The organism is Bradyrhizobium sp. SRL28 (assembly GCF_018596315.1).
In the GTDB taxonomy this organism is placed as follows: Bacteria; Pseudomonadota; Alphaproteobacteria; order Rhizobiales; family Xanthobacteraceae; genus Bradyrhizobium.
In genome coordinates, this window is the sequence record NZ_JAHEAG010000018.1 from 11,738 (window position 1) to 36,884 (window position 25,147).

28 protein-coding genes and 1 pseudogene are annotated in these 25,147 nt (G+C 62.1%); 17 read left to right on the forward strand and 12 right to left on the reverse strand.

All coding sequences use genetic code 11. The features are described 5' to 3' along the window. The first annotated feature begins 25 nt into the window (after positions 1–25). The 3 genes from KIP88_RS27810 to KIP88_RS27820 all read left to right on the forward strand — a co-directional run bounded on the left by KIP88_RS27810 (position 26) and on the right by KIP88_RS27820 (position 2,655). On the forward strand, positions 26–1,063 hold the full coding sequence (locus KIP88_RS27810) for a glutamine synthetase beta-grasp domain-containing protein (RefSeq protein WP_214491259.1): 1,038 nt from the start codon (positions 26–28) through the stop codon (positions 1,061–1,063). 195 nt (positions 1,064–1,258) lie between these two features. Next, positions 1,259–1,963, forward strand: coding sequence for a GrlR family regulatory protein (locus KIP88_RS27815; protein WP_214491260.1), 705 nt, complete (start codon positions 1,259–1,261; stop codon positions 1,961–1,963). A gap of 5 nt (positions 1,964–1,968) precedes the next feature. Then, a complete protein-coding gene (locus tag KIP88_RS27820) occupies positions 1,969–2,655 on the forward strand; it encodes a substrate-binding domain-containing protein (RefSeq protein ID WP_214491261.1) in 687 nt (228 codons plus the stop codon). A gap of 3 nt (positions 2,656–2,658) precedes the next feature. Here KIP88_RS27820 and KIP88_RS27825 read toward each other — a convergent pair whose 3' ends face one another. Beyond that, positions 2,659–3,102 (reverse strand): DMT family transporter, encoded by a 444-nt coding sequence (locus tag KIP88_RS27825; protein ID WP_308163653.1) that lies wholly within the window; start codon positions 3,100–3,102, stop codon positions 2,659–2,661. Between the two features lie 14 nt (positions 3,103–3,116). Between KIP88_RS27825 and KIP88_RS27830 the strand changes: the two genes are divergently transcribed. Both KIP88_RS27830 and KIP88_RS27835 read left to right on the forward strand, forming a co-directional pair. After that, positions 3,117–3,389: a hypothetical protein gene (locus KIP88_RS27830; RefSeq protein WP_214491438.1), complete on the forward strand. Its 273-nt coding sequence runs from the start codon at positions 3,117–3,119 to the stop codon at positions 3,387–3,389. An 82-nt stretch (positions 3,390–3,471) separates the two neighbouring features. Then, positions 3,472–4,176 carry a hypothetical protein gene (locus KIP88_RS27835; RefSeq protein ID WP_214491263.1) on the forward strand — a complete coding sequence of 235 codons (705 nt, stop codon included), beginning with the start codon at positions 3,472–3,474 and terminating at the stop codon, positions 4,174–4,176. Here KIP88_RS27835 and KIP88_RS27840 read toward each other — a convergent pair. The 3 genes from KIP88_RS27840 to KIP88_RS27850 all read right to left on the reverse strand — a co-directional run bounded on the left by KIP88_RS27840 (position 4,173) and on the right by KIP88_RS27850 (position 7,788). Then, positions 4,173–4,376 (reverse strand): hypothetical protein, encoded by a 204-nt coding sequence (locus tag KIP88_RS27840; protein WP_214491264.1) that lies wholly within the window; start codon positions 4,374–4,376, stop codon positions 4,173–4,175. The two genes, KIP88_RS27835 and KIP88_RS27840, sit on opposite strands and share 4 nt — an antisense overlap. Beyond that, the gene (locus KIP88_RS27845) at positions 4,373–5,476 is read right to left on the reverse strand and encodes a PepSY-associated TM helix domain-containing protein (protein WP_308163654.1); all 1,104 of its coding nucleotides are present in this window, start codon (positions 5,474–5,476) and stop codon (positions 4,373–4,375) included. The genes KIP88_RS27840 and KIP88_RS27845 overlap by 4 nt, the downstream gene beginning before the upstream one ends. A 62-nt stretch (positions 5,477–5,538) precedes the next feature. Next, the gene (locus tag KIP88_RS27850) at positions 5,539–7,788 is read right to left on the reverse strand and encodes a TonB-dependent siderophore receptor (RefSeq protein WP_214491430.1); all 2,250 of its coding nucleotides are present in this window, start codon (positions 7,786–7,788) and stop codon (positions 5,539–5,541) included. Between the two features lie 344 nt (positions 7,789–8,132). On the opposite strand from KIP88_RS27850, the gene KIP88_RS27855 reads away from it, so the two are divergent. The 3 genes from KIP88_RS27855 (at position 8,133) to KIP88_RS27865 (ending at position 11,165) form a co-directional block, all read left to right on the forward strand. Next, the gene (locus KIP88_RS27855; protein ID WP_214491265.1) at positions 8,133–9,008 is read left to right on the forward strand and encodes a S1C family serine protease; all 876 of its coding nucleotides are present in this window, start codon (positions 8,133–8,135) and stop codon (positions 9,006–9,008) included. Further along, positions 9,005–9,382: a response regulator transcription factor gene (locus tag KIP88_RS27860; RefSeq protein ID WP_214491266.1), complete on the forward strand. Its 378-nt coding sequence runs from the start codon at positions 9,005–9,007 to the stop codon at positions 9,380–9,382. Before KIP88_RS27855 ends, KIP88_RS27860 begins: the two co-directional genes overlap by 4 nt. A gap of 160 nt (positions 9,383–9,542) precedes the next feature. Then, the gene (locus tag KIP88_RS27865) at positions 9,543–11,165 is read left to right on the forward strand and encodes an ABC-F family ATP-binding cassette domain-containing protein (protein ID WP_214491267.1); all 1,623 of its coding nucleotides are present in this window, start codon (positions 9,543–9,545) and stop codon (positions 11,163–11,165) included. 93 nt (positions 11,166–11,258) lie between these two features. Here the strand turns inward: KIP88_RS27865 and KIP88_RS27870 are convergent, their stop codons facing one another. Then, positions 11,259–12,233, reverse strand: coding sequence for a glycerophosphodiester phosphodiesterase family protein (locus KIP88_RS27870; protein ID WP_214491268.1), 975 nt, complete (start codon positions 12,231–12,233; stop codon positions 11,259–11,261). Between the two features lie 161 nt (positions 12,234–12,394). Between KIP88_RS27870 and KIP88_RS27875 the strand changes: the two are divergent. Next, positions 12,395–12,541, forward strand: a pseudogene (locus KIP88_RS27875) (MBL fold metallo-hydrolase); the annotation flags it as partial. Between the two features lie 369 nt (positions 12,542–12,910). Here KIP88_RS27875 and KIP88_RS27885 read toward each other — a convergent pair. Further along, positions 12,911–14,995, reverse strand: a complete 2,085-nt coding sequence (locus KIP88_RS27885) for a methyl-accepting chemotaxis protein (protein ID WP_214491269.1) — start codon at positions 14,993–14,995, stop codon at positions 12,911–12,913. Between the two features lie 161 nt (positions 14,996–15,156). On the opposite strand from KIP88_RS27885, the gene KIP88_RS27890 reads away from it, so the two are divergent. Beyond that, a complete protein-coding gene (locus KIP88_RS27890) occupies positions 15,157–15,906 on the forward strand; it encodes an SDR family oxidoreductase (RefSeq protein WP_214491270.1) in 750 nt (249 codons plus the stop codon). Positions 15,907–16,764: 858 nt separating this feature from the next. Here KIP88_RS27890 and KIP88_RS27895 read toward each other — a convergent pair. Then, positions 16,765–17,019, reverse strand: coding sequence for a hypothetical protein (locus KIP88_RS27895; protein WP_214491271.1), 255 nt, complete (start codon positions 17,017–17,019; stop codon positions 16,765–16,767). Between the two features lie 216 nt (positions 17,020–17,235). On the opposite strand from KIP88_RS27895, the gene KIP88_RS27900 reads away from it, so the two are divergent. Further along, the gene (locus tag KIP88_RS27900) at positions 17,236–17,475 is read left to right on the forward strand and encodes a hypothetical protein (protein WP_214491272.1); all 240 of its coding nucleotides are present in this window, start codon (positions 17,236–17,238) and stop codon (positions 17,473–17,475) included. 20 nt (positions 17,476–17,495) lie between these two features. Here the strand turns inward: KIP88_RS27900 and KIP88_RS27905 are convergent, their stop codons facing one another. Beyond that, a complete protein-coding gene (locus tag KIP88_RS27905; RefSeq protein ID WP_214491273.1) occupies positions 17,496–17,930 on the reverse strand; it encodes a hypothetical protein in 435 nt (144 codons plus the stop codon). 433 nt (positions 17,931–18,363) lie between these two features. Here KIP88_RS27905 and KIP88_RS27910 point away from each other — a divergent pair, with 433 nt between their 5' ends. The 3 genes from KIP88_RS27910 to KIP88_RS27920 all read left to right on the forward strand — a co-directional run bounded on the left by KIP88_RS27910 (position 18,364) and on the right by KIP88_RS27920 (position 20,504). Next, positions 18,364–18,564, forward strand: a complete 201-nt coding sequence (locus KIP88_RS27910) for a hypothetical protein (protein WP_214491274.1) — start codon at positions 18,364–18,366, stop codon at positions 18,562–18,564. Between the two features lie 35 nt (positions 18,565–18,599). After that, positions 18,600–19,559: an aliphatic sulfonate ABC transporter substrate-binding protein gene (locus KIP88_RS27915; RefSeq protein WP_214491275.1), complete on the forward strand. Its 960-nt coding sequence runs from the start codon at positions 18,600–18,602 to the stop codon at positions 19,557–19,559. Between the two features lie 159 nt (positions 19,560–19,718). Continuing rightward, the gene (locus tag KIP88_RS27920; protein WP_214491276.1) at positions 19,719–20,504 is read left to right on the forward strand and encodes an SDR family NAD(P)-dependent oxidoreductase; all 786 of its coding nucleotides are present in this window, start codon (positions 19,719–19,721) and stop codon (positions 20,502–20,504) included. A gap of 111 nt (positions 20,505–20,615) precedes the next feature. Here KIP88_RS27920 and KIP88_RS27925 read toward each other — a convergent pair whose 3' ends face one another. Further along, entirely contained in the window at positions 20,616–21,302 is a 687-nt protein-coding gene (locus tag KIP88_RS27925) for a Crp/Fnr family transcriptional regulator (protein ID WP_308163655.1), read from the reverse strand. A gap of 666 nt (positions 21,303–21,968) precedes the next feature. On the opposite strand from KIP88_RS27925, the gene KIP88_RS27930 reads away from it, so the two are divergent. The 3 genes from KIP88_RS27930 to KIP88_RS27940 all read left to right on the forward strand — a co-directional run bounded on the left by KIP88_RS27930 (position 21,969) and on the right by KIP88_RS27940 (position 23,868). Further along, positions 21,969–22,160 (forward strand): hypothetical protein, encoded by a 192-nt coding sequence (locus KIP88_RS27930; protein WP_214491277.1) that lies wholly within the window; start codon positions 21,969–21,971, stop codon positions 22,158–22,160. 26 nt (positions 22,161–22,186) lie between these two features. Next, positions 22,187–23,305 carry a sensor histidine kinase gene (locus KIP88_RS27935; RefSeq protein ID WP_214491278.1) on the forward strand — a complete coding sequence of 373 codons (1,119 nt, stop codon included), beginning with the start codon at positions 22,187–22,189 and terminating at the stop codon, positions 23,303–23,305. A 350-nt stretch (positions 23,306–23,655) separates the two neighbouring features. Then, positions 23,656–23,868, forward strand: coding sequence for a hypothetical protein (locus KIP88_RS27940; RefSeq protein ID WP_214491279.1), 213 nt, complete (start codon positions 23,656–23,658; stop codon positions 23,866–23,868). On the opposite strand, the gene KIP88_RS27945 is transcribed toward KIP88_RS27940, so the two are convergent. The 3 genes from KIP88_RS27945 to KIP88_RS27955 all read right to left on the reverse strand — a co-directional run bounded on the left by KIP88_RS27945 (position 23,845) and on the right by KIP88_RS27955 (position 25,048). Then, positions 23,845–24,189 carry a response regulator gene (locus tag KIP88_RS27945; RefSeq protein ID WP_214491280.1) on the reverse strand — a complete coding sequence of 115 codons (345 nt, stop codon included), beginning with the start codon at positions 24,187–24,189 and terminating at the stop codon, positions 23,845–23,847. The two genes, KIP88_RS27940 and KIP88_RS27945, sit on opposite strands and share 24 nt — an antisense overlap. 457 nt (positions 24,190–24,646) lie before the next feature. Continuing rightward, on the reverse strand, positions 24,647–24,805 hold the full coding sequence (locus KIP88_RS27950; RefSeq protein ID WP_214491281.1) for a hypothetical protein: 159 nt from the start codon (positions 24,803–24,805) through the stop codon (positions 24,647–24,649). Between the two features lie 9 nt (positions 24,806–24,814). After that, positions 24,815–25,048 carry a hypothetical protein gene (locus KIP88_RS27955; RefSeq protein WP_214491282.1) on the reverse strand — a complete coding sequence of 78 codons (234 nt, stop codon included), beginning with the start codon at positions 25,046–25,048 and terminating at the stop codon, positions 24,815–24,817. Between the last annotated feature and the right edge of the window lie 99 nt (positions 25,049–25,147).

The following is a 25,147-nucleotide window of genomic DNA, read 5'->3' on the forward strand; positions in this document are numbered from 1 at the left end:
CCACTAGCAACTCAAGAGAGGCTCAATGACCAAGTACAAGCTCGAGTATATTTGGCTCGACGGCTATACGCCGACGCCGAATCTGCGCGGCAAAACGCAGATCAAGGAATTCGACAAGTTCCCGACGCTGGAACAGCTTCCGCTGTGGGGCTTTGACGGCTCGTCGACCATGCAGGCCGAAGGCCACAGCTCCGATTGCGTGCTGAAGCCGGTCGCCGTCTATCCGGATGCCGCGCGGGAAAACGGCGCGCTGGTGATGTGCGAAGTCATGATGCCCGATGGCAAGACCCCGCACGCCTCGAACAAGCGCGCGACGATCCTCGACGATGAAGGCGCCTGGTTCGGCTTCGAGCAGGAATACTTCTTCTACAAGGACGGCCGTCCGCTCGGCTTTCCGTCCGATGGCTATCCGGCGCCGCAGGGCCCGTACTACACCGGCGTCGGTTATTCGAACGTCGGTAGCGTCGCGCGCAAGATCGTGGAAGAGCACCTCAACCTCTGCCTCGCCGCCGGCATCAACCACGAAGGCATCAACGCCGAAGTGGCGAAAGGCCAGTGGGAATTCCAGATTTTCGGCAAGGGCTCCAAGAAGGCCGCTGACGAAATGTGGATGGCGCGCTACCTGATGCTGCGTCTCACCGAATCTTACGGCATCGACATCGAATTCCACTGCAAGCCGCTCGGCGACACCGACTGGAACGGCTCCGGCATGCACGCCAACTTCTCGACCAAGTTCATGCGTGAAGTCGGCGGCAAGGAGTATTTCGAGAAGCTGATGGCGGCCTTTGACAAGAATCTCATGGACCACATTGCTGTCTACGGGCCGGATAACGACAAGCGCCTGACCGGCAAGCACGAGACCGCCCCCTGGAACAAGTTCAGCTACGGCATTGCCGACCGCGGCGCCTCGATCCGCGTTCCGCACTCCTTCGCCAACAACGGATACAAGGGCTATCTGGAAGACCGCCGCCCGAACTCGCAGGGCGACCCATACCAGATCGCTTCCCAGATCCTGAAGACCATCGCGGAAGTTCCGACCGGCGCCAAGGCGGCCGCGGCCTAAAGGGACCTACGATATGACCCGGGACGCCCCGGGGCAGCTAAGCTGATCCGCCAAGGCGAAACCGCCTTGGCGGATCATTGCGTTTTGATGACACGGCGTCTTGATGCGTTTGATTCAAATACGCCAGTTCAAGGCCGTTCCCCTGCGTTATGAAGCGCGCTAGACAACGGCCTTGGGCTTGCCGGGGACGCGGCATTGTTTGAGGGATTTTACAAAGTCAGGTTTCAGCTTGGCGCAGCGGTCGGCCGCAGCGTGATGTATGCGCGCGACGGCAGGATGCTGGGCGGCAATTCGGCCTTTGCCCATATCGGCACGTACGAAAAGCGGGACGACGGCGTCGACATCGTGATCCAGACCGTCCGCCATAACCCGGACCCGAGCTACCGCGCGATGGCCGGCACCGACGATGCCACCCTGCTGGCGAAGGGCAGGGCTGACGGAGACCTCTACCGTTTTGAAGGGGGCTTGAAGGAACTGCCCGGCGTGGCGTTCCACTCGGTGATGACGCCGATCGAGCAGGACGCCGTGCCGATCGCCGGTGGTGTCGGCGAAGGGGGCGTCGTCAATGGCCTCTATTCCATTCACATCCGCATGCTTGACGGTGTCGAGGGCGGCCTGACCGGCGTGATGTTGCTCAATGACGGCCGTATCCTGGGCGGCGACGCCTCGTTCTATTATCTCGGTACCTACACCTCGGAGAAGGGCCGCTGGAAGGGCCAGATCCTGAATCAGGAACACACGCCGGCCATGGGGGAGAACCCCATCTTCGGCGGCCATGAAGTCGGCATCGGCTTTTCCGGTACCTGCGACGAGGAGGGCGCGATGCTTGAGGCGACCGCGCTCGCCGGCAAGCGCAGCCTTCGCATGACCGCGGTGCTCAAGCTGATGCGCCGGGTGTAGCTGTCATGAGCGACGCCATTCGCGTGCTCTCGACGCTGGCGTTGAAGGGCGCCGTGCACAGCTTGGCGGGCCGGTATCAAACGGCCGGTGGCGCGCGTATCGATGCCGATTTCGCTCCGACATTGGCGCTGCTGGAGCGGTTGCGCGTCGGTGAGGCCGCCGACATTGTGATCCTGACCCGCGAGGGGCTCAACGAAGTCGCACGCGAGGGGCGGGTGGCGGCGGAAAGTTGCGTGGATCTCGCGCGCTCATGGGTCGGCATCGCTGTGAAAGCCGGCGCGGCCCATCCGGATATATCAACCGAGGCTGCGCTGCGCGCGGCGTTGCTCGGCGCGCGCTCGGTGGCCTATTCGCGGCTCGGCGCCATCGGCATTCTGTTCGCAAAGCTGATCGAGCGGCTCGGCATTGCCTCCGAGATCAATGCAAAGGCGCAGATCATCCCGCAGGGCTTTACCGCCGAGCGGCTCGTCACCGGCGAGGCCGATCTCGCGGTTCAGCAGATCAGCGAGTTGAAGCAGGTCGGCGGCATCGAGGTCGTAGATCCCATTCCGCGCCAACTGCAGACGCCTGCCGTGTTTTCCGCAGGACGAATGGCGGCGACGAACAGGCCTGCCGAGGCAGACCGGTTGCTGCGGTTTCTCGCTTCGCCAGAGGCCGCACCGGCGCTGCGCGCGAGCGGGCTGGAGCCTTGAATTTCACTCTCTGATCAAGACGACGCCGGCGATCAGGAGAGCGGCGCCCGCCAGCCGCGCGGCGCTGATCGGATGCGGCGTCAAGCCGAATGCGCCGAAATGATCGAGCGTCACCGCGGCGAGCACCTGGCCGGCAATCACCAGCGCGAACAGCGTCGCCGCGCCGATGGAAGGCAGCAGGAGGATCGCCAGCAGGATGAAGGCGGCGCCGAACACGCCGCCGGACCACGCATACCACGGCACATCGGCCATTGTTTTCCAGGAAGGCACCCGCTCGCCGAGCGCGATCACCACAACGATCATGGTGATGAGGCCGCCGGCATAGCTGATCAGCCCTGCCCATGCCGGCGAACCCAAAGCCGTGCGCAGGCTGCCATTGAGCACCTGTTGCGTGGTGACGCTGATCCCGCCGCCGAGCGCGAGGACATAGAGGAAGAAATGTTGCACCAAGGCCTCCATTCATGCCGCGCCGGCAAGCGATCCGGCATTGCAGGCCTCAAGACAACGCGAATGGCCGGCCCGGAACAAGAGGCCCCACGGCGCAATTGTTGCGGACGGGGGCTCGCCAACAAGCGGTGCTTTCCATGATCCGAAAACTGCAATCGGGCGAATACCGGCTCTATTCCCGCAAGATCAACCCGAAAACGGGCAAACGCCGTAACCTTGGAACCTTCAAATCCCGCGCGGCAGCGGAAAAGCACGAGCGCGCCGTGCAGTATTTCAAACGGCACTGAACCCGCCCTAAAACGCGGCTGGTTCCGGGCTCGCGGCGGTGCTAAGCCCCGCCGGACGGATTCAACAAGCGGGACACCTTCGTTGCTGAACGGGCTCTACAAGGTCGAGTATGGCGTGAACGACGCGTTCGGCCGCAGCATCATGTGCATGCACAACGGTAAAATGCTGGGTGGAAACTCCGCCTTCGCCCATCTCGGCACCTATCAGGAGAGTGGCGGTGAAATTCTCGGTGAGGTCATCACCCAGCGCCACAATGACGACCCCTACTACAAGCCGCTGATGGACACCGACATCGCCGCCATCAGCGTGCGGGGCAAGCTGCAAGGCAACAGGATTCGTTTTGAAGGCAGCGCCGCGCCGCGGCCGGGCGCGCTGTTCTGGGCCGAGCTGACACGGCTCGACGACGAGGGATTGCCGCCGGTCGGTACCGTCGGGCAGGGCGGCATCGTCAACGGACTCTATTCCCACCAGCTTCGAGCGCTCGACGGTGTCAAGGCCGGGTTGTCGGGTGTCATGCTGCTGCTGGACGGGCGCATCCTCGGCGGCGACGCTTTCTTCTATTACCTCGGCGCCTATTCCTCGGCCAACGGCCGCTGGAAGGGCGAGATCCTCAACCAGGAGCACACGCCGGCTAAGGGCGAAAACCCCGTGTTCGGCGGTCATGAGGTCGGCATCGGCTTTACCGGCACCTGCGACGAGGCGGGTGCTGAACTCGAAGCCATTGCGCTGGCGGGCAAGCGCAGTCTGCGGCTGGCCGCCACGCTGAAACTGATGCGGCCGGCCTAGCCCTGCTTGCGCCGCGCGAAAAACCACGCGGTGATGGCGATGGGCGCACCAACGCCGATCCAGGAAAAATAACGGCCGGCGCCTTCGGAGAGCAGCGCCGTCAATAGCCCCGCGACCGACAGCACGCCGAGCAGGAGCGGACCGCCATACACGGTCCACCAATTGCCGCTGGATCGTGGTTTGCGTGCAGCGGTGGTCATTCAGACGGCTGCAACAAAGGCTGTCCCGCGATGGCGTGGCTGCGGTGCTTGCGGCGTTTGACGATCCACAGATACAGCCCGCTGCCGATCACGACGATGGTCATGATATCGAGCAGCGCCCAGATGACCTTCAGCGGCATGCCGCCATAGTCCCCGAAATGCAGCGGCTGCGAGACCAGCAGCGCCTTGAGATAGACGGGAAGGTCGCGCGCATCGGACACGTCGCCGGTTTTGCCATCCAGCAGCACCGGCTTGAGAAGCCGCGATGTCAGCGGCGTGTGGCCGCGCATGAAGACTGCGAAATGATGCGAGCTCGTAAAGGGCGTGCCTGGAAAGGCGACGAACGAGACATTCATGTCGGGCGCGATCTTCCGCGCTTTATCGAGCGTGGCGTCAAGCGAGGCGAGATGCACCGGCGGCGGCTTGCCGGCATAGGGCTTGACCATGTCAGCGAGTTCGTTGGCTTTCCACTGGCTCAGCATTATCTCGGCGAGCGTATTGATGACGCCGGTGGCGCCGACCACCAGCGCCCATGCGATGGTTATGGCGCCGAGCAGATTGTGCCAGTCGAACCAGGCAATACGGCGCGACTTGTCCCTCAGCGTGCCAAAGCTCAGGCGGCGCGTGAACGGCCAGTACAGCACCACGCCGGAAATGATCGCGACCAGGAACAGGAATCCCATCGCGCCGAGGAACAGCTTGCCGGGCTGGCCCGCAAACATGTCGACGTGGAGCTTGAGGAAGATCAGCATCGGACCGCCGCCGACCGAGCCGAGCGGCTTGGCGGTGTGGGCATCGTACGCCCTGAGCGTCGCCGCGTCCGGATCGCCATCGACCTTGTTGTTGGTAAAGGCGATCACCGTGTTCGGTTCGTCCTTGTCCCACAAGATATACTGCAGGACACGGCCGGGATCATGCGCGAGCGCCGTGCGGGCGATCTCGTCGATGCTCCGCTTCACCGCGCCCGGCTGGGCGATCTCGGGCTTCGGATCGTAGCCGAGCAGTTCGTCGATCTCGTGATGGAAGATCAGCGGCAGGCCAGTGATGCACAACATTAGCAGGAACAGCGTCGATATCAGGCTGCTCCAGGTGTGAACCACCGACCAGATGCGAACGGTTCTGGCTTTCAGCGTGGCCTCCTTTCACTCGACCCTGGACGCGGCTACCACTTATACGACAGGCTCGCCGTCGCCCGGCGCCGATCGCCATAGAAGCAGGCGTTCGCCGACGAGCAGTTCGCGACGTAGACCGTATCGGCGACGTTGATGACGTTGAGTGCTGCGCGCCAGTTCTTCCATTCGTAGTGGATGGCGGCGTCGCCGAGTACGACGGAAGGGACCGGCAGCAGGTTCGCCTGGTCGGCAAAGGACGAGCCGATATAGCGGACGCCGCCGCCGAAGCCAAATCCGGTCAGCGGACCTTCCTGGAAGGTGTAGTCCATCCAGCCCGAGGTGAGCTGGCGCGGCGTGGCGGTCGGGACCTTGCCGATCAGCGCCGGATTCAGATCCTTGCTGATGAAAAGATCGTAAGTCGTGAACGCGCCGATCACCTTGAACCCGGGGGCGAGATTGGCGACGGCTTCCAGTTCGAGACCGCGCGACGTGACTTCGCCGCTCTGGGTCGGTTGAAATACATTGGTCGGATCGAACGTCAGCGCATTCTGTCGCTTCAAGTCGAACCAAGCCAAGCCGATGTGACCATTGAAACCGACTGGCTGGAATTTGAAGCCCACTTCGGTTTGCTGGCCGGTTTCCGGCAACAGCAATTGACCGGAATTTTGGCCGATGACCGGATTGTAACTGGTGGCGTAGGAGACGTAGGGCGCAAGGCCGAAATCGAAATTGTAGATCAGCCCGGCGCGCCCGCTGAACTTGCTGTCTTCGCGGCTCTGGCCGACTCCGATGTGATTGTCATTCGTGGTTGCTACCCAGTCGTTGCGACCGCTGAGCACCAGCGTGAACCGATCGAGCTTGATCTGATCCTGCACGTAGGCGCCGAGCTGCTTCTGGGTCAGCGTCGTATCCGGGTTGAACGGACCGTTGTAGTAAGCGGTGGGTGCGTAGACCGGATTCACCAGATTGAGTGGGAGGACGCCGGCAGTAGTAAACCCTTGCCGATCGTCGATACGGTAATGCCTGAGGTCGAGGCCGAATAGCGCGGTATGGCTGAGAATGCCGGTGTTGAAGCGATATTCGAGCTGGCTATCGAGATTGGCCTGATTGGCGACGCCACGAGCGAGGAAGTTGCCGCGGAACAGGGACGCCGTAGCGGGATCTGCATTGACGTAACCCAGGCCGAATAGCGTGGAGAGGGTAACGTCGACGTGCGCGAAACGGGCGTTCTGCCGGAAAGTTACGTCATCGGAGAGATTTCGCTCGAGCTGGTAGCCCAGCATTTCCTGTTCGCGCTTGAACTTATCGACGCTCGGATCGCTGGCGAACAGACTGGTCGGGATCCGGCCGAATGGCGCTGATACGACGGTGCCGATATAGGGCAGGAAGTTCTGGCTGCGGGTGTCGTTCTTCGAGGCTGACGCCAGCACGGTGAAGGTTGTATCCGCGTCGGGCTTCCAGGTCAGCGATGGCGCGATGAAATAGTTATTGTCGGGCGTGAAATCGACCTGGGTGCCGCCGTTCTGGACCTGCCCGACCACGCGGTAGAACAGCTTGCCGTTTTCGGGCGAGGTCGCGACCGGACCGCCGAAATCGAACGAAAGATAGGCATTGCCGAAATTATTGACCCCGGTTTCGAGATAGCGGATCGGCTCTGTCGGGGGCGTCTTGCTGACCGCGTTGACGATGCCGCTCGGGCTGGAGCCGCCATACAGTACGGCGGAGGGACCGCGGAGCACCTCGACGCGGGCGAGGTTGAATGGCTGAAGCTTCCAGCTCGCAAAGGACGTGTAGAAGAGCTGCAGCCCGTCGAGGAACAGGCCGACATCGTCGGATTTGAAGCCGCGGATCAGAAACCAGTCGTTGCGCGGATCGGCACCGAAGGTTCCGCCGAGAACGCCCGGCGTGTAGCGCAGGATCTCGTCGAACTTGCCGGGTTTCTGGTCGCGGATCTGTTCGCTGCCGATCACCGAAAGCGACTGCGGCGTCTCCATGATCGGCGTGTTGGTCTTGGTGCCCGCCATCGAACGGCCGGCAACATAACCTTGAACCGCGCCACGCGGGTTCTCGACGACGGCGGCCGCCGGCGCCTCGCGCTTCGGTTGGGGCCTTCGGGAAGCAGCCGCGCTTTGCGCCGCTGGGCGACGGCTGCGCCGCGTCGTCGTGGCCGCGGTGCGTTTCTCTGGCGAGGTGACCACGACTGACGGGAGAGGTTGCGCCGCGGAGCCGGAATTCGACTGCGCGAATGTCGACTGCGGCCACGACACCAATACGGACGCGGTCGCCGACGCGGCGACCATCAACAAATCACGAGACTTCAAAGCGTCACCCCAACCTGCGAGCACTTGTCGCGCTTTCAGGAAAACTTGGCAGCGCAACCCCAGTGGGACGCATAACGCGCGGGATGACGATTCCTCTAATAGAAAGGTTCTTAGAGCGGCTCTTAGAAAGTTTCCAAGAATGCATGAGAAAAATTGTTCGATGCTACAACGACACGCAGTAGCTGAGAGGTCGGAACATTGCCGCGATGTTGGTTCCTTGATGATGCGCTCGTCGTCAAAAGCATCCGCGCCTCCCCATCAGGCTAGTTCCCGAACGCGATCGGAGCTCCCAGATTGGATCAGACAATCCAGGAGTTCCTGTCATGACCGACCCGAGCGCAGCTATCCTTTCCTCGTTCTCCTCCGCCCTAGCCGAAGTCGTCGCGCGGACAAAGCCGGCGATCGTCTCGGTGCATTCGCACCGCTTGCGGGCCTCCGGCTTCATCTGGAAACCCGGTTTGATCGTGACCGCCGACGAGGCGTTGGCCGACGAGGGCGAAGTCTCGGTCAAGCTTGCCGACGGCACAACGCGGCCAGCCAGCATCGCGGGACGCGATCACACAACCGACATCGCGCTGTTGCGATTTGATGCCCAGAATATTTCCCCGGTCGCGCTTGCATCCGTCGTTCCGGATCTTGGCTCGCTGTCGGTTGTGGTCGCCGCCGAGCACGGCGTTCCCACCGCCGCGCTGGGTACCGTATCGCTGGTTGGCGGCCGCTGGCGAAGCCTGCGCGGTGGTGAGATAGACGCCCGGATCGAACTCGGTGTGCGGCTGCGACCCAGCCACGAGGGGGGCCTTGCCCTCACTGCCTCCGGCGAAGCGATTGGCATGGCTGTCCAGGGGGTGCGACGTGTTCTTGTCATTCCCAGCGCGACGATCGGCCGGGTCGCGGGAAGACTTGAAACCCATGGCCGGATCGCGCGGGGCTATCTCGGGGTTGGGCTGCAGCCCGTCAAGCTTGACGATGGGATCGGCGCGATGGTGATGAGCGTCGATAGATCGGGCCCATCGGCCGCCGCCGGCATCCGGCAAGGCGATATTATTATCGGCTGGAACGACGAGAAGCTCTCCGGCGTGCGTTCGTTGTTAAGCGCGCTCGGGCCCGACAGCGTCGGCTCGGTCGTTGACGTCACGATTCGGCGCGGCGGCGAACCGGTGCGGATCAAGCTCACGATCGGCGAAAGGGCGGACGCGTGAGCGAGGAGGTAGCACCGGTCGTTGTCGTCGCCATCGAGATTTCCGATTCCGCGTTGGCGGACCGGCTTGCATCGCTGCTCGGCGGCGTTACCGGCATCCGACTGGCGACACCGGGGGAGGCCGCCGCGGTTGCGCTCGTGTCACGTGAGGCGCAAGCGGTCCTCCAACCTGACGACATCGAACTTACGCCGCGCGAGCGCGACGTGCTGGTGCTGATGGCCGAAGGCGCATCGAACAAGGCTATTGCGAGACAGCTTGGAATATCTGTTCACACGGCCAAATTCCACGTCGGATCGCTGCTCGACAAGCTCGACGCCACCGGCCGCACCGACGCCGTGGCACACGCTGCGCGTCGGGGCGTAATCCATTTGTAACACCGTGCGCCCGGCGGCGAGGGACCAGTTGCAGACCCTTGGTATACAATCCTAAAGGCGGCGGGAATCTGCTCCGGGAGAGCGGTCCGGAACCGCTTCCACTAGCGCGCCGGATGTCCTAAGCAGCGGGCCGCAGCGATTTCCTCCTTTTCAGGCCCCAATGATCCGTCTCGATAACGTCAGCAAGCAAGTCGGCCACCAGATCCTCTTCATCGAAGCCTCCGCGGCCCTTCAGAAGGGCGAAAAGATCGGCTTGGTCGGCCCGAACGGGGCCGGCAAGACCACGCTTTTCCGGATGATTTCAGGCCAGGAACTGCCCGATGAGGGCCAGGTCTCCCTCGATCGCGGCATTACGATTGGCTATTTCAGCCAGGACGTCGGCGAGATGTCGGGCCGGAGCGCCGTGGCCGAGGTCATGGACGGGGCGGGGCCCGTGAGCGTCGTGGCGGGCGAGTTGAGGGAACTCGAGGCTGCGATGGCCGATCCTGCCCGTGCCGATGACATGGACGAGATCATCGCGCGCTATGGCGAGGTGCAGCACCGCTTCGAGGAACTCGACGGCTATGCCCTCGATGGCCGCGCGCGCGAGGCGCTGTCGGGTCTCGGCTTCAGCCAGGAAATGATGGAAGGCGACGTCGGCGCGCTGTCGGGCGGCTGGAAGATGCGGGTGGCGCTGGCGCGCATTCTCCTGATGCGGCCCGACGTGATGCTGCTGGACGAGCCGAGCAACCATCTCGACCTGGAAAGCCTGATCTGGCTCGAGCAATTTCTGAAGGGATACGAAGGCGCGCTATTGATGACGTCGCATGATCGCGAGTTCATCAACCGCATCATCAACAAGGTCGTCGAGATCGACGGCGGCACGCTTTCGACCTATTCCGGCAATTACGCATTCTACGAGCAGCAGCGTGCGCTGAACGAAAAGCAGCAGCAGGCCCAGTTCGAGCGCCAGCAGGCGATGCTGGCCAAGGAAATCAAGTTCATCGAACGTTTCAAGGCGCGCGCCTCGCATGCAGCCCAGGTGCAGAGCCGGGTCAAGAAGCTAGACAAGATCGAGCGCGTCGAGCCGCCGAAGCGCCGCCAGACGGTGGCGTTCGAATTCATGCCGGCGCCGCGCTCGGGCGAGGACGTCGTCAGTCTGAAGAACGTCCACAAGGGTTATGGCAGCCGTACCATCTATCAGGGGCTCGATTTCATGATCCGCCGCAAGGAGCGGTGGTGCGTGATGGGCATCAATGGCGCCGGCAAGTCGACGTTGTTGAAGCTGGTGGCAGGCTCGACCGAGCCCGACGACGGCACGGTGGCGATCGGTGGCAGCGTCAAGATGGGCTATTTCGCCCAGCACGCGATGGATCTGCTCGACGGCGAACGCACGGTGTTCCAGTCGCTGGAAGATTCCTTCCCGCAGGCCGGCCAAGGCTCGCTCCGCGCGTTGGCGGGCTGCTTCGGCTTCTCCGGCGACGATGTCGAGAAAAGATGCCGGGTGCTCTCAGGTGGCGAGAAGGCGCGGCTGGTCATGGCAAAAATGCTCTACGATCCGCCGAATTTCCTGGTGCTGGACGAGCCGACCAACCATCTGGACCTCGCGACCAAGGAAATGCTGATCAACGCGCTCTCCGAGTTCGAGGGCACCATGCTGTTCGTCTCCCACGACCGGCATTTTCTGGCCGCGCTTTCCAACCGCTTGCTCGAGTTGACGCCGGAGGGCCCCCATCAATATGGCGGCGGGTACACCGAATATGTCGCGCGCACCGGGCAGGAAGCGCCGGGATTGCGGAGCTAGCTTGTCGTAGCCCGGATGAAGCGAAGCGCAATCCGGGAACAGTCGACCCAGGAGAGAGTCCCGGATTGCGCTGCGCTCCATCCGGGCTACAAACTATTTGCGTGTGAGCGGGGCGATCGCCTCGATCTCATTGGTCCAGATGCCGCCGGAATAGTTTTGCGGCAGCCGTGCAAACTGCTCGGGCGTATCTATTCCGGTCGAGAACTCGCCGCCGCGATAGGGGCCGAGCACGAATACCTCGCTGTTGGCGGATTTCATGCGGTTCAGGAAACGATCGGGCCAGCCCCATAGCCAAGGCGCCGCATTGACCGGAACCAGTACCATCGCGTTGTGGCAGGCCCCCGGCACGATGCCGCTCCACCCGTAGCCGATGTAGCTGAGCAGGCAGCGCTTGATCGCGCCACGCGAGATCGTCCTGATATCGCTCGCGCGCTGGCGCACGATCTCGACCGGTTCATCGCCGCCATAGACCATGATCTGTGCCCGGCGTTCGGCGGGAAGCTTGTTCAGCACGGCCGCGAGTTTCTCTCCTTCGGAAGGGTCGCGGCTCTTGACGTTGATCAGCAGCCGCGCTTGCGGGAAGGCCGCCAGCACTTCGGCAAGCGTCGGCATCAGGCCGATACCCTTGCCACGAAAGGGAAAGGTCTTGCCGCCATCGGCGGTATAGCCATGGCCAATGTCGAGCTTCTTCAAATAGGCCATGGAGTGTTCGCGCGCGACGCCGCGCCCGTCGGTGCGGCAATCCAGCGTCCAGTCATGAAACACCGCAAACTCGCCGTCGGTCGTGGGATGAACGTCGAGCTCGACGACATCGGCCCCGGCCGCAAAACCGGCTCGCATCGATTCGATCGTGTTCTCCAGATACTGGTGGCTGGGCGGCAGCATTCTTGCCGCCGTACAGGTGTCGTTCTTCAACTCGCGTTCGTCGAACCGCTGGGCAATGCCGCGATGCGCGAGCAGGGCGGGTTTGCCGTCCCGATGGGTGGCGAGATGATTGGTGTTGTTGATGTAGATGGCTGCGGCGAAGACGACGATTGTCACCGCGGCATATTTGAGTTTCTTGTTCAAGGCTTGCCCCCGCGCACAGGACGCATTCGCTAGGCAGCATTTCTGTTCGATTTGCGGCGAAGGGCAGAGGAAACCGAAACGCATGGCGCTACAACTTGTGCGCGGCTTGTCGGTGCTGAACTCGCCCGTTACGCTGCTTCGAAAAAGGGAGCGAAGCGAGGATGAAGCAGCTCAGGATCGGCGACATCACCATCGACGCGGTGATCGAGCGCGAGGGGCCGTGGCGACGGCCGCAGGATTTCTTCCCGGCTTATGACGATGCCGTCTTCAAGCATCACCTCGCTGGCATGGAGCCGGAGGTATTCGACTTCGATTCTCGTTTCAAAAGGGACTGACCATGGGAATGCAACGGACCGACGGAATGCAACGGATGGATTTCGGGACGCTGGTTCAGACCCGCAAAAGCGTGCGCGGGTTCACCAGGGAGCCGGTCGCCCCACGGTCATTGAGGACATCATCGAGGACGAGGTCATCATGACCTGCGTCGCCATGGGCTATCCCGACGACAGCTTTCCGGCCAATGCCGTGCGCTCCGATCGCGAGTCCAACGGCGATTTCGTCCGCTATGTCGGGTTCAACGACTGAGGGCTTTTTTTGTTTGAGCATGATCTCCGCGCAAACGCGTTCCGCGTTTGTCGCGAGGGAAAACCGGTGCCCACTTTTCCGGATCATGCTCCCTACGCCGCACGGACCTCCGACAGGAAGCGGTTGACCTGTCCGGCGAGATCCTTGGACTGCGAGGACAATTGCTCGGCCGCGCCGAGCACCTGATTGGCGGCGGCGCCGGTGTCGTCGGCGGCCTTCTGCACGCCGGTGATGTTGGAATTGACCTCTTGGGTGCCGCGCGCGGCTTCCTGCACGCTGCGGGAGATTTCCTTGGTCGCGGAGCCTTGTTCCTCGATCGCGGCCGCAATCGCGGTGCCGATCTGGTCGATCTCGGCGATCACGTTGGCGACGTTCTGGATCGCCGTCACGGTCTGGTCGCTCGCCGCCTGGATCGAGGCGATCTGCTCGGAGATTTCGGTGGTGGCCTTTGCGGTCTGGCCGGCCAGCGATTTGACTTCGGAGGCGACGACGGCAAAGCCGCGGCCGGCATCGCCGGCGCGTGCGGCCTCGATGGTCGCGTTCAGCGCCAGCAGGTTGGTCTGCGCGGCAATGCTCTGGATCAGCGTCACGACGTCGCCGATCTTCTGCGCGCCCTCGGCGAGCGAGCGGGCGCTGTCGCCGGTGCGCCGCGCATTGTCGACCGCGCGGGCGGCGATCTCGGTCGATTGCGCGACCTGGCGGCCGATTTCCGAGATCGAGGAGGCCAGTTCCTCGGTGGCGCTCGCCACCGTCTGCACGTTGGCGGAAGTCTGTTCGGAAGCGGCGGCGACGATGGCTGCCTGACGATTGGTGAGGGTTGCGGTCGATGACATCGACTGCGCGGTGTCTTCCATGACTGACGATGCCGACGACAGCCCGCCGACGAGTTCGGTGACCTTGGCTTCGAACACGCGGGTGAGTTCGTCGAGCACCTGGGCGCGGCGCATCTTGCCGTCGCTCTCGGCGGCCTTTTCGGCGGCGAGCCGTTCCGCCTCGATCATGCTTTCCTTGAAGACACCGACGGCAGCAGCCATCGCTCCGATCTCATCGCCGCGCCCGGCGCCGGCGATTTCTCCGGATACGTCACCGCTGGCCAGCCGCGTCATCGTGGCGGTGAGGTCGACGATCGGCTTGCAGACACGGCGGCGCATCATCACGATCAGCGCGGCGCTGGCGGTGACAACCGCGACCAGCCCTGCGAGCGCGATCAGGAAGCTGAACCGTGCTGCGGAATAGTTTGTGCCGAGGATGTGTTCGGCGTTGTCGTAAAAGGCGTTGCGCAGCTCGACCACCGAGCCGAGGCCGATTTGCGACTCCGCGTAAAAAACGTCGACATCGTGCTCGTATTTGCCGGTGGCCGCGCCATCCTTGACGAGCTTCACTTCCTTGCCAAAACGCTCGACATAGAGCTCGTTCATCTTGTTGAGCGCCGCCGCCACGTTGGAGGGCGTCGCGGGATTCCCGCGCAATTCCTGCAGCGACATCAGGATCTGGTCGGCGCGGCCCTGCGAGCGGCTGAATTCCATCTTTTCGGCCTCGGTGGCGGCGCGCTTGGCGCCGACGAGGTTCTTGTGGATGCTGGCGTTGTAGCCGCCGACGTCGCGCAGGTTCCAGGCGACGTTGGCGTAAACCGCCTGCCGATAGGCGTCGCCGTCGAGCAGCGCCATACGGCGGACCTGCTCGTCGAGCAGCTTGGTGACCGCGGCGTTGAACACGGCATTGTCGGCGACGATTTTTCTGGCGGCATCCTTGCGCGCTTCGGCCGGACCGTCGATCGCCTTGTCGATGGCGTCACGCAGCGCGTTGAATTTCACGTTCAGCTCGTCGATGCCGGTGCCGATCGCAGCGGCATCATCGAGTGCGCCGGACAGGTTCTTGCGGACCGCATTCATCTTGTCGCGCGCATTGTCGGTGTTCTTGCGGAGTTTTTCGTTGAGCTCCTTGCGGACCGCCGGATCGACGGCGGGCGGGCCATAGAGGATATTGGTGGAAAAGCCGCGCTCGGAATTCATGTAGCGCGGGATGTCGCCGACGGCGCGCACCACCTCCAGCCGGCTCTGCGCGACCGAGACCTTCTCCATGGTCTGATATTTTGATACCGCCACATAGACGGCGAGGCCGCCACCGACGGCGGAAAGCGAGACAATGGCAGCGGTGAGGAGGGTGCCGATTTTCATGAGATTTCAGACCATTTGCGCTGGCGCGGACGTGCGGGCCACCAGTATAGGTGGTGCAACTTAATCCAGGGTTTACGGTGGGGCATGTCACACCGGCCCGTTGCATTTCGTCTTGGTGACATGGCGCGGGATGCCGCGGCTTCAGAGAGAGGAGCGAGGCAATGAAGATCGTTATCATCGGCGGTACGGGCTTGATCGGCTCGAAACTGGCCGCGTTGCTCCGGACGCGTGGCCATGAGGTGCTGCAGGCGTCGCCGAGCAGGGGCGTCAACGCGGTGACCGGGGAGGGCCTGCAAGCGGCGCTTGCGGGCGCCGACATCGTCGTCGACGTGTCGAATTCGCCCTCGTTCGAGGACAAGGCGGTGCTGAACTTCTTCGAGACGGGGACGCGCAACCTGATCGCGGCTGTGCAGCAGGCCGGCGTACGGCATTGCGTCGCGCTGTCGATCGTCGGCACCGACCGGCTCGAGAGCAGCGGCTATTTCCGTGCCAAACTGGCACAGGAGCGGCTGATCGCGAATTCCGGCCTGGCCTATACGATCCTGCGCGCCACCCAGTTTTTCGAATTCGTCGGCGCGATCGCGGATTCCGGGCGCAGGGATGGCGCGGTCCATGCCTCCAGCCAGTTGATGCAGCCGTTGCTTTCCGACGATGTCGCCGCAGCGCTCGCCGATGTGACCCTCGGCGAGCCTGCCAACGGCATATGCGAGGTCGCAGGTCCCGAAGCGGCGCCGCTTGCGGACTTCGTCGGCCGCTGGCTCCGCAAGCAGGGCGATACCAGCAGGATCGTGGCGGGCGCTGACGTGCCGTATTACGGCGCACCGCTCGCGTTGCGCACGCTGGTGCCGGACGACGGCGCGCGGATCATGCCGACGCGTTTCGACGATTGGCTGGACAGGGCGGCGGCGTGAGTGCGGGCCGGCTGTCTGCGTGGTGACGATGTGCGCAATGCGCCACGCGGAAGTCGTCGTCCCCCGCGCATGCGGGGGATCCAGTACGCCGCGGCTTCTCGATTCAATCACTTCTGTCTCTGGGATACTGGGTCACCCGCATTCGCGGGTGACGACGAGTGAATACGCGTTCGCGATCTCGCGACATGAACTGTCCGAGGTTTGCCTGAAACTTCCCACCCTCTTGAAGAGGGCGCAGGGAAGACCGGGTGCTTGCTGCACCCGCGGTCTCGCGTGCGATTTGCGCAAACAAAAGTGCACACGAGCATACAGGGCAGCGGGAGCATTCCGGCCTTCCCTGCGCAATGGCTTTACGGCTTACTTCGTGCTCTCCCCGGAGAACGGCTCTCTTGCCTCCGTCGCCCCCGAGAAGCTTCGCTTCTCTGGGACTTAGCGCCAGCACCGCGGCGCCCGAACCACACGACTTCGCCGTACGCTTGAGCCACACACGTCAGTCGCAGCTCTCGCGTCCATCGCATCTCACCGCGCGTTCGTGACGATGGCCAACGCCCCTCATCCGCCGTGAGACGGGCGGAGTTATGCCGGTGATTTGGTCTGCAAGTTAAGCGGAATATTTTTGCAAATGGGGCTGGACAGGTTTTGGGTGATTTGCCCGACAAGTGATTTTTGTCACACCGTTGCCTCCATTTCGTCATTGCGAGCGCAGCGAAGCAATCCATAGCGCGGCTTGCTGAGACGTGGATTGCTTCGCTTCGCTCGCAATGACGTTTGGGGAGCAGCGCGCGCGCCATCAAAGAACATGACCGGCGATAGATGGTGGGCACGGCGCAAACGCGCCTTTGCCCACCCTACGACGCATCATTGCGTTTCTTCGGTCGCGCTCTTTGCGGCGGAATGGGGTTGAGCTGACGCCTTGGCACCCGTCTCCTGACAGGGCAGTTGCGCCCACGAACCGTCGGCCGCCTGCTGATAGGCATGGCAGGTGGCGACCGCGGGCGCCTCGGTTGCCTTCGCCGCAGGGGAATTCGTGCTGGAGTTCCTGGCGAGCGTCGGCGCCGCCAAAGTGAGGAGGGCGGCCGCCGCACCGAAGAAGATCGCTTGCCCTAACCGCATGGGAGTTCTCCTTATCTCGAAAGCGAATGCCTTCTTCTTCCTAAAGAGGATTGTGGAAATTTTTGGAAATGCTGGGGAGTGTTGGCAGTGCTTGCTTAACGCTTTGCAAACGCGCGGGGCTGATGCGCCGCAGCGACGAATTCTGTTCTCGTGCTCGGGAACCAGTTCCATCGGCCGTGCGTTGGCTTGGCATCATGGCGAAGGCGAGGGGCGTCCATGCGTCCGGGAAAGTCACTCTTCAACGCACTGCTTACCCATTTCCTGATGGGCGTGGCCCTTGGGCTGTCGCTGGTCCTGTTGCTTGGCCTGATCGATGCCTTCCATGTCAGGGACCTCGTTGCCAAAAGCGGCGCACCTGTTCAGACCACGCTGATGCTGGTCACGACCTACGGGCTGATGTTCGGCATCGGCGCGGCGCTGACCGGCCTGGTGCTGACGTTGGAAGACGAGAGCTGAAGCTAAGGCGGTCTGCCTGATCAACGGCGCAGGCGGGCGATCGTGCCGGCGATGATCTGCATGGCGACGCCGACCACCCATCCGGCCATGATCATCAATATCCATGCCAGATGCGGATCGTGGCGCAGCACGATCACGCCGACGCTAGCGAACGCCGAGAACGCTGCGAGGAAGGTGCCGATCGCGCTGAGCAGTTCCGGCGTATCGATCTTGCCGACCCAGGCGCCATCGGCGGGCCGACCGGTCGATGCGGTGAAGGGCAAGGGCGGCGTATCGATGCCTAGGTAAAAGCCGACGGCGCCGCCGATCATCATCAGGAGCAGGAAGGCCTGATTGGTGAGTGCGGAATGGCTCGTTCCCACCAGAGCCGCCACAAACAACCCGCTCGCCGCGCCTGCCATGGCAAGACCAAGGCGTTCCAGAACGTGGGCGACTTTTCGAACGCGGGTTCTCATGGTGGTGGGCCCGCCGGTTACAAGCCAAGGTTAGGACGATTTTGGGCGAGGTGGAAGCAACCTGACGGTGCAGCAATGAGCGGAATTGATCCAGCGCAAGGCGCGGAACGCGCCTCGCGACTTCGCGCTTGCAGCTCGCGCAAGATGGATCCGTCCGTATTGCAGCGCCTGTGGAGAAAAGCACTGATGTCGCGGTGAAAAGATTGGACACCCATTTCATTGACCAATTCGGCGAACCGCCGGATATTTGATGCACCATGTTCAGGGTCACCGCATGAGATTGAATCCAAAGCCAGCCGTGGGCGATATGCGCAAGCGCATCACCCGTCGCTGCGTCTCGGCGGCGACCGGCGCCTGTTGCTGATCCTCCCGTAGCAAACCCAGAGATCACGCACTCGACAGGAGCGCCGACATTGTCGGCGAATGAGCACCCATGTCCAAAGCCTACATCATCGAAGTTCACAACCGCACCGCCGGTATCGTCGCAGGCGACGAGCGCGGGTTCACCTTCTTCTCCTCCGATCGCGCTTTCGATCGTCTCGATGGCCGCGATTTCCGCTCGGCCCGCGAGGCGGAGCGCGCGGCGAGGGCGGTACTGGGCGGCAGGCAAACTAGCACGCATTCGCCGTCGTGAATCGACGGCTCGATCAAACCGGAAAGGAAGAACGCATGACCACGAGAAGAAATATCATCGCCGGCGCGTTGATCTTCGCATCGCTCGCGATGTCGCCCGCACAAGCGCAGGCACAGGACAAGCCAACGGAAATCCGCATCGGCACGCAGAAGGGCGGGTTCTTTCCGGCTGTGCGGCAGCGCCGCACGGTCGAGGATGCCTTCAAGCCGCTCGGCATCGAGATCAAGTGGGTGGATTTCCAGTTTGGTCCGCCGCTGCTGGAGGCAATCAATGTCGGCAGCGTCGACTTCGGTTTCGTCGGCGATTCCCCGCCGATCTTTGCCCAGGCGGGTGGCGCGAGGATACGATACGTGGCCGCCGTCAAATCTGACGGCAACAATCAGGCGATCATCGTTCCCAAGGACTCGCCGATCAAAAGGATTGCCGATCTCAAGGGCAAACGTATCGCCTTCGCCAAGGGATCGAGCGCGAATAATCTGCTGGTCGCGGCGCTGGAGAAGGCCGGGCTTTCCTATGGCGATATTTCGCCGGCGCCGCTCGCGCCGGCCGATGCGACGGCAGCCTTCCTCAAGGGCTCGGTCGAAGCATGGTCGATCTGGGATCCCTACCTGGCGCTCGCCGAGCTGAAGGAGAATGCGCGGGTTATCGTTTTCGACAAGGACGTGCACAAGCCCAATGCGTTCTATATCGCGGGATCGGACTTCGTGGACAAGCATCCGACACTGGTAGCGAAGCTCAACGCCGTCTTTGCCTCGGAGGGACGGTGGGCGGATAGCCATCACGACGAGGTGGCGAAGGCGCAGGCTGAGGCGACCGGTGTCGATATCGACGCGGTCAAGCGCTTCGTCTCTCGCTCGAGCTACCGCGTCGTGCCTGTCGACGACGAGGCCGTCAGGAGCCAGCAGGCGATTGCCGACCGTTTTGCGAAGCTCGGCCTGATTCCGAAACCGGTCAACGTGTCTGACATCATCTGGAAATGGTCGCCGGGGTCCTGATCCCGAGCGCATCTATTCCGGATATCCGGGCACGTATGGGGCGGACATGGCGGGTCCGCCCCATTTTGTTGGAGGGCGTTCCGTCGGAGATGGGTTGCGCCGAACCGCAATTGATGGCGGACTGCGGGCCGCTTGCAACGCCTTCGGGAGCCGACCGTCATGAGCATCTTCGACAATCCATTCGATCCCGCGCGCGAGGCAGCGCTCGTCACCGGTGCGGGCAACGGGATCGGCCGCGCGATTGCGCAGGCGCTGGTGGGCGAGGGCGTGCGCACGTTGTTTGCGGACGTGAATCCGGAAACGGTAACTGCGGCGATCAAAGCGTCGCCGCGACCGGAGCTCGCCGTGCCCTGGGTCGGCGATCTCGCCGATCCTGCCGCGCGCGAGGCGCTGCTGGCGGAAGCAGCCAGCGCGCTGGGGCGCGTGACGCATTTCGTGCACAGCGCCTCGCCGCCGCGGCGCGAAGCCGATCACGTGCTTGGCGTCAGCACGGAGACCTGGGCGCAGATGCATGCGGTGAACCTTGAAGCCGGATTCCATCTCGCGCGCGAACTGGCGCGAAAGCTGATCGCCGGCAAACAGCCCGGCTCGTTCCTGCTGCTGACGTCGCTGCATGCCGGCACCCCGCGCAACCTGCCGCATTACTCGACGTCGAAGGCGGGGCTTTCGATGCTGGTGAAGGAATTGGCCAAGACGTTCGGCCGCTTCGACATCCGCGTCAACGCGCTGGTGCCCGGCGCGATCGCGGCCGGCGGCTTCGTCGCCGATCCCGCGCTCGCAAGACACATTCCGCTCGGGCGGCTCGGGCAGGCCGGGGATCTTGCGCCGCTGGCGCTGGCGGTGCTGTCGAACCGGATATCGGCTTACGTCACGGGCGCCGCGATCGTGATCGACGGCGGCCTGTCGCTGACGAACTGGTTCGAGCCGCCGGAGTTGGATTTGTAGTTGGATGGCGGATTAGCGATAGCGTAATCCGCCATCCGCCGCGTCTTGCTTGTCTGGCGGATTACGCCTTCGGCTAATCCGCCCTACGGTCCTTGCGCGCAATCACCCGATCTATTCAGTTGGCTTTTCGTCTCGTTCTAGCTGGGGTTTTTCATATAAGACGGCGTTCAACAAAGAACGGTGCACCTCGATCTTTCCGTTGTAGCTGATCAATCCAAGCTTGCGAAATTTATTCAGAAAATAACTCACCCGGGGTCGGGTCGTTCCGATCATCTCCGCCAGGGTTCCTTGATTGATCGAAGCATCGATTGGCGTTGGCTTTTCATCTTTTCCGAAATTGGCCAGCAGTAGAAGAAGGCGCGCGAGCCGCTTCTCGCTCGAATTGAATAGCTGATCGATCAAATCTTCTTCAATGCGATTGCTTCGGGTCACCAGGTAAGTCACGAAAAGTTCTGAAAACCTTGGCTCCTTCCGGAGCGCCGCCAGCATCGCCTTCCGCGTTATCGAGGTGACAATGCACTCCTCCAATGCCCTCGCGGTTCCAACGCGGATCGCCTGGCCATTCAAACATCCCTCGCCGAAAAATTGCGCAGTCTCCAATATGCCGACGACCGCTTCTTTGCCCTGCTCGGAAACAACGGTCACCTTGACCTTGCCCGATTGGATGTAAAAAATCTGATCAGCCTCTTCGCCCTGGGCGAAGATGATCCGGCCTTTACGGTACTTCTGTATCGTTTTGCCGGTCCCGACTTTGGCTAGAAAAGCCTGAGGATCGAACGGTCGCTTTGCTGACTTCACAAGCCCCTCCTTTGGACCAGTGATGCCTAAATATTAAAAAGGGTGCGTGGTGGTCAATATTGACCAGCGGACCAGTTTCCCAGGTGAGAAAATCACCCGGTCAGTAGCCGGTGTCCGGCAGCGTGTCGTGCACCAGCCTGATCCAAGAGGGGTGCCCGCATGCTTGGCTCTCATGCGTTACCAACCGGCCCGCCGCTTAGCGTTATAGAGCGCCCGCGCTGTCAGCACTGCCAGACCCGCACGGTTCTGGCTCGCATTGCGCCCGGCCCAGCGGGTTACGAACTCCGCACTTTCGCGTGCCCCAGGTGTGATCGTTTCCAGCGAACCCTGGTGGTCAGCGACCCCATGAGCGGCGACGCGAGCGGGTGGCTTCGCGGCGAGCTTAAATCCCCGGACTAGATTTTGGCAATCTCATGGAAGATTAAAAATGTCCGCTGAAGTAGCCCCCTTACCACCCCGGGTCCTATCAAGTTCACGATGCGACCGTTGCTGCGGCGTTACCATGGTGCAGCGCATCACGCCTTCGCGACCGGGGTACGAGCATTGGACGTTGCGTTGCACACGCTGTGGCCACACCCAGCAACTGCAAGCTGTATCCAGTACGTCGCACGCCGAACCGCTAGATTGGTTTGATAGCAATCTGTACTCACCGAAATGAGGCCCGGCATGCGTAACAGGAACAAGGTCGGCTATTTGACGCCGGACCATCTGGAAGAGCAGGCAGATGCGCGCGCCAGCGAGGCAAAGCAATTGCCTGAAGGAGAGGCGAGACAAAACGCGCTTCGTAATGCAGCGCAATTGAGGGTGTATGCCTCCATGAAGCGCGCATTCGCACCGCAAGCCGCCAAGTCGAAATAGTAGACGCGGATCGGGAGAGTTACAGAATGTCGGATACTGAGCCTACCCCACCTGACAGGCATTTGTTCACAACGAACAATGTGCCTTCCGACGCGCCACGCTCCTTCCGGCGCAAATCCATGAGAAGGTCCATCGAGGTGGTCGCAAAAGCGGCCCGTGTCGCCCTTGGTTTGAGTAATGACGAACCGACCTTCGAATTGCCCGGGCGGCTGTTCGAACAACTGCCGTTTGCCGTTTATGTTTGTGACCGGGACGGTCTCGTTCTCCGATACAACCGCCGCGCCGCCGAACTATGGGGCCGGTCACCTAAACTCAGCGATCCCGATGAACGGTTTTGCGGATCGTATCGAATGTTCCGGCCCGACGGGAGTCTGTTGCCGCACCACCAATGCCCCATGGCAGACGTGCCGCGCACCGGTGTTTCCGTGCGCGAACGGGAAGTACACATCGAGCGACCTGACGGCTTGCGCGGCATCGCGCTCGTTGACATCGAGGCAATCAAGGATAGCGGTGGAAACGTTGTCGGTGCCGTCAACTGCTTCCAGGATATAACGGAGCGCAAACGGATCGAGGCGCAGATCGTCAATCTAGCGCACGAGGCCGAGCATCGAACGAAGAATATCTTGGCCACTGTGCTGGCGACGGTGCGTCTTTCCAATTCCGATACGTCTGATAATCTGAAGCAACTGATCGAAGGGCGCATTGGTGCGCTCGCAAAGGTCCATACGCTGTTCGTAGAATCCCGCTGGGCGGGAGCCGAGCTTCACCGTCTGGCCACGCAGGAGCTTATGGCTTACGGCGGAGAGAGTAAGGCGCGCGTGCGAATTGACGGGCCAGCCGTTATGCTGGAGCCGAGTACGGCTCAGACCGCTGCAATCACCTTGCACGAACTCGCGACCAACGCTGCAAAATACGGATCGCTATCGGCAGTGGGCGGTCACGTTGAAATCACATGGCGCCTTACAGTAGACCGACGGCTCATTTTACGCTGGATCGAGTCGGGTGGGCCGGCCGCCACGCCGCCCACGCATCGCGGGTTCGGCACACGCATCATGGAAAATATGATTGGCCAGCTCAAGGGTGAGGTGCGTTTTGATTGGCGCGACCAAGGGCTAACGTGCGAAATCACCTTACCGCTTGCATAGGCCACATGCCGATCTTCGTAGCTGACGTCGAATAGCGCGACATCACCTCGGAAGGTGTTTGAGGGCAAGTTCGTTTAAGAGACTGTCCCGCCGGAAATAGGAGTGGCGAGAGGGCTATCAGCCCATCTGCTCGGCTCCGCCATCTCCATCGGATCCAGTCTATCGCAGAAGACGCACTTCAATTCGGTGCGTCCCGTGTAGCTGGGGGTCGGTACCATCCTCTTACCGCAGTGCAAACAGCGGGTGACACGGTCCATCGCACCCTCCTATCGTTCCCGCCTTAACGAGCATTAGGAACCTAAGTTCCAATGGGAGTTGCATGTCCCACCGCGTTAGTGAGGAGATTACAAATGCAGGCTGCGATTGATCGTGTAATGCAAACCTATGGCATGATGGTCAATCTCACGGCGGAGCAAGAAAGCGATGCCCGAGCAAAAGTCTGCAGATTTTTGCAAGACAAGGGTGACGACGAGCACAGATTGGCCGTTGAAGGACTCAAGCATCTGTTAGGTCATGCCACGAAGCGTCGTCGTGCAGCTTCAGCACAGGACTGCGTCGAGTAGCTCCCGTGCCTGATAGGGCTTCATGAGGAAGAGAGCATCCTGCGGTACGTAGGGCGGATCGCGGCCGGAGATGATTACGACGTTCAGGGCCGGGAATTTGCGTTTGGCGTATTGCGCTAGTTCGAGGCCGGATGGCCCTTCGCCAAGCTCTACATCGATCACCAAGGCCCGGAGTTCGGTGCCGGTTGAAACCAGTACCAGTTCCGCGACTGCCCCGGTGGCACACTCCACCACCTCCAGCCCTTCGCTTCTGAGCAGTTCGGCCAGGATCTCGCGCTGGAAGGTGTCGTCTTCCACAACAAGGGCCACAAACTTCGACATTTCAGCGCCTCCAGAAGGCCAATCCCGCAATGTCGCTTTTGTTCATTCTCCGCGAGCTTTGCCGGCCCATGGGCCGCGCCGATCATGTTTGGCAGGGTGCCCTGAGACATTATTGCGGCTGGCTGCGCGGTCGCGATAGGCGCATGATCAAGAAATGTCCGAATCGCAACACCGATCCTGCATGTGCGGCGCGGTCTATCGCCGGACCGAGCGAATGGCTCCGTCGCGAGAGATCGCGAGCTTCGAGTGCGTCATTTGCGATCAAACTCTGGAAAGCTGGAATACGGCTTGGGTCCCCAGCTTCCGTTTGATTGTTGGTCACGTCGGGATACCGAAGGCAAACCTGCAAACCGATTGAGCCCGGGAATGGGTCAGCCCTTGGCCAACTTCGATGAGCCAGGAACCTTCCCTCACATCCGCTCCGGTGCTTCCCGCCACGTGGTTTTGAGCATGCAGCCTAAATGGCGCGTCCCTGATGCTTCGCGTGCCATTTCGGGCCGGGGCCGCGCATGTAGTGCAGCTCGGGGCGATAGCGGTTGTGGGCAAGACCGACCAGACTGTGCCAGTGGATCACGATCTCTGTCAGGCGTCGGAGCAGCGATTGCATGACCAGCATGGTGACCTCTCAATGCAGCTTGCCGAGCATGGACGAAAACGGCAGGACGAAGATTTCGTCGTTGAGATCGTCGCTGACATGCAGCGTCCAGTCGCGCCAGTCTTCCGGGCCCTGCGTCGTTATCAGCGACTGCACGACGCGGGTGGCGTGGTCGCAGGCTTCGGCCAGATTTCCGACGGCGGTGCCGCGCTGGTCGACGCATACGCCCTCGGAATTGGAGTAGTGGAAATAGAGTCTTGCCATGTCCGACTCCCGCGATTGCGACTCACAGCGAAAAATAACAGGCGGGAGATCGACTTGATATTCGGGGAGATTGCGGCCGGGATACTACGGGAGGTGTCG

Coding starts and splice junctions, on each gene's coding strand:
- KIP88_RS27920 (WP_214491276.1), top strand. CDS start 19,719: ATGAGCATCTTCGACAATCCATTCGATCCCGCGCGCGAGGCAGCGCTC.
- KIP88_RS27840 (WP_214491264.1), bottom strand. CDS start 4,376: ATGACCACCGCTGCACGCAAACCACGATCCAGCGGCAATTGGTGGACC.
- KIP88_RS27810 (WP_214491259.1), top strand. CDS start 26: ATGACCAAGTACAAGCTCGAGTATATTTGGCTCGACGGCTATACGCCG.
- KIP88_RS27855 (WP_214491265.1), top strand. CDS start 8,133: ATGACCGACCCGAGCGCAGCTATCCTTTCCTCGTTCTCCTCCGCCCTA.
- KIP88_RS27945 (WP_214491280.1), bottom strand. CDS start 24,189: ATGTCGAAGTTTGTGGCCCTTGTTGTGGAAGACGACACCTTCCAGCGC.
- KIP88_RS27890 (WP_214491270.1), top strand. CDS start 15,157: ATGAAGATCGTTATCATCGGCGGTACGGGCTTGATCGGCTCGAAACTG.
- KIP88_RS27900 (WP_214491272.1), top strand. CDS start 17,236: ATGCGTCCGGGAAAGTCACTCTTCAACGCACTGCTTACCCATTTCCTG.
- KIP88_RS27850 (WP_214491430.1), bottom strand. CDS start 7,788: ATGGTCGCCGCGTCGGCGACCGCGTCCGTATTGGTGTCGTGGCCGCAG.
- KIP88_RS27950 (WP_214491281.1), bottom strand. CDS start 24,805: ATGCTGGTCATGCAATCGCTGCTCCGACGCCTGACAGAGATCGTGATC.
- KIP88_RS27930 (WP_214491277.1), top strand. CDS start 21,969: ATGCGTAACAGGAACAAGGTCGGCTATTTGACGCCGGACCATCTGGAA.
- KIP88_RS27830 (WP_214491438.1), top strand. CDS start 3,117: ATGCCGCGCCGGCAAGCGATCCGGCATTGCAGGCCTCAAGACAACGCG.
- KIP88_RS27820 (WP_214491261.1), top strand. CDS start 1,969: ATGAGCGACGCCATTCGCGTGCTCTCGACGCTGGCGTTGAAGGGCGCC.
- KIP88_RS27940 (WP_214491279.1), top strand. CDS start 23,656: ATGCAGGCTGCGATTGATCGTGTAATGCAAACCTATGGCATGATGGTC.
- KIP88_RS27915 (WP_214491275.1), top strand. CDS start 18,600: ATGACCACGAGAAGAAATATCATCGCCGGCGCGTTGATCTTCGCATCG.
- KIP88_RS27895 (WP_214491271.1), bottom strand. CDS start 17,019: ATGCGGTTAGGGCAAGCGATCTTCTTCGGTGCGGCGGCCGCCCTCCTC.
- KIP88_RS27935 (WP_214491278.1), top strand. CDS start 22,187: ATGTCGGATACTGAGCCTACCCCACCTGACAGGCATTTGTTCACAACG.
- KIP88_RS27910 (WP_214491274.1), top strand. CDS start 18,364: ATGTCCAAAGCCTACATCATCGAAGTTCACAACCGCACCGCCGGTATC.
- KIP88_RS27885 (WP_214491269.1), bottom strand. CDS start 14,995: ATGAAAATCGGCACCCTCCTCACCGCTGCCATTGTCTCGCTTTCCGCC.
- KIP88_RS27905 (WP_214491273.1), bottom strand. CDS start 17,930: ATGAGAACCCGCGTTCGAAAAGTCGCCCACGTTCTGGAACGCCTTGGT.
- KIP88_RS27865 (WP_214491267.1), top strand. CDS start 9,543: ATGATCCGTCTCGATAACGTCAGCAAGCAAGTCGGCCACCAGATCCTC.
- KIP88_RS27955 (WP_214491282.1), bottom strand. CDS start 25,048: ATGGCAAGACTCTATTTCCACTACTCCAATTCCGAGGGCGTATGCGTC.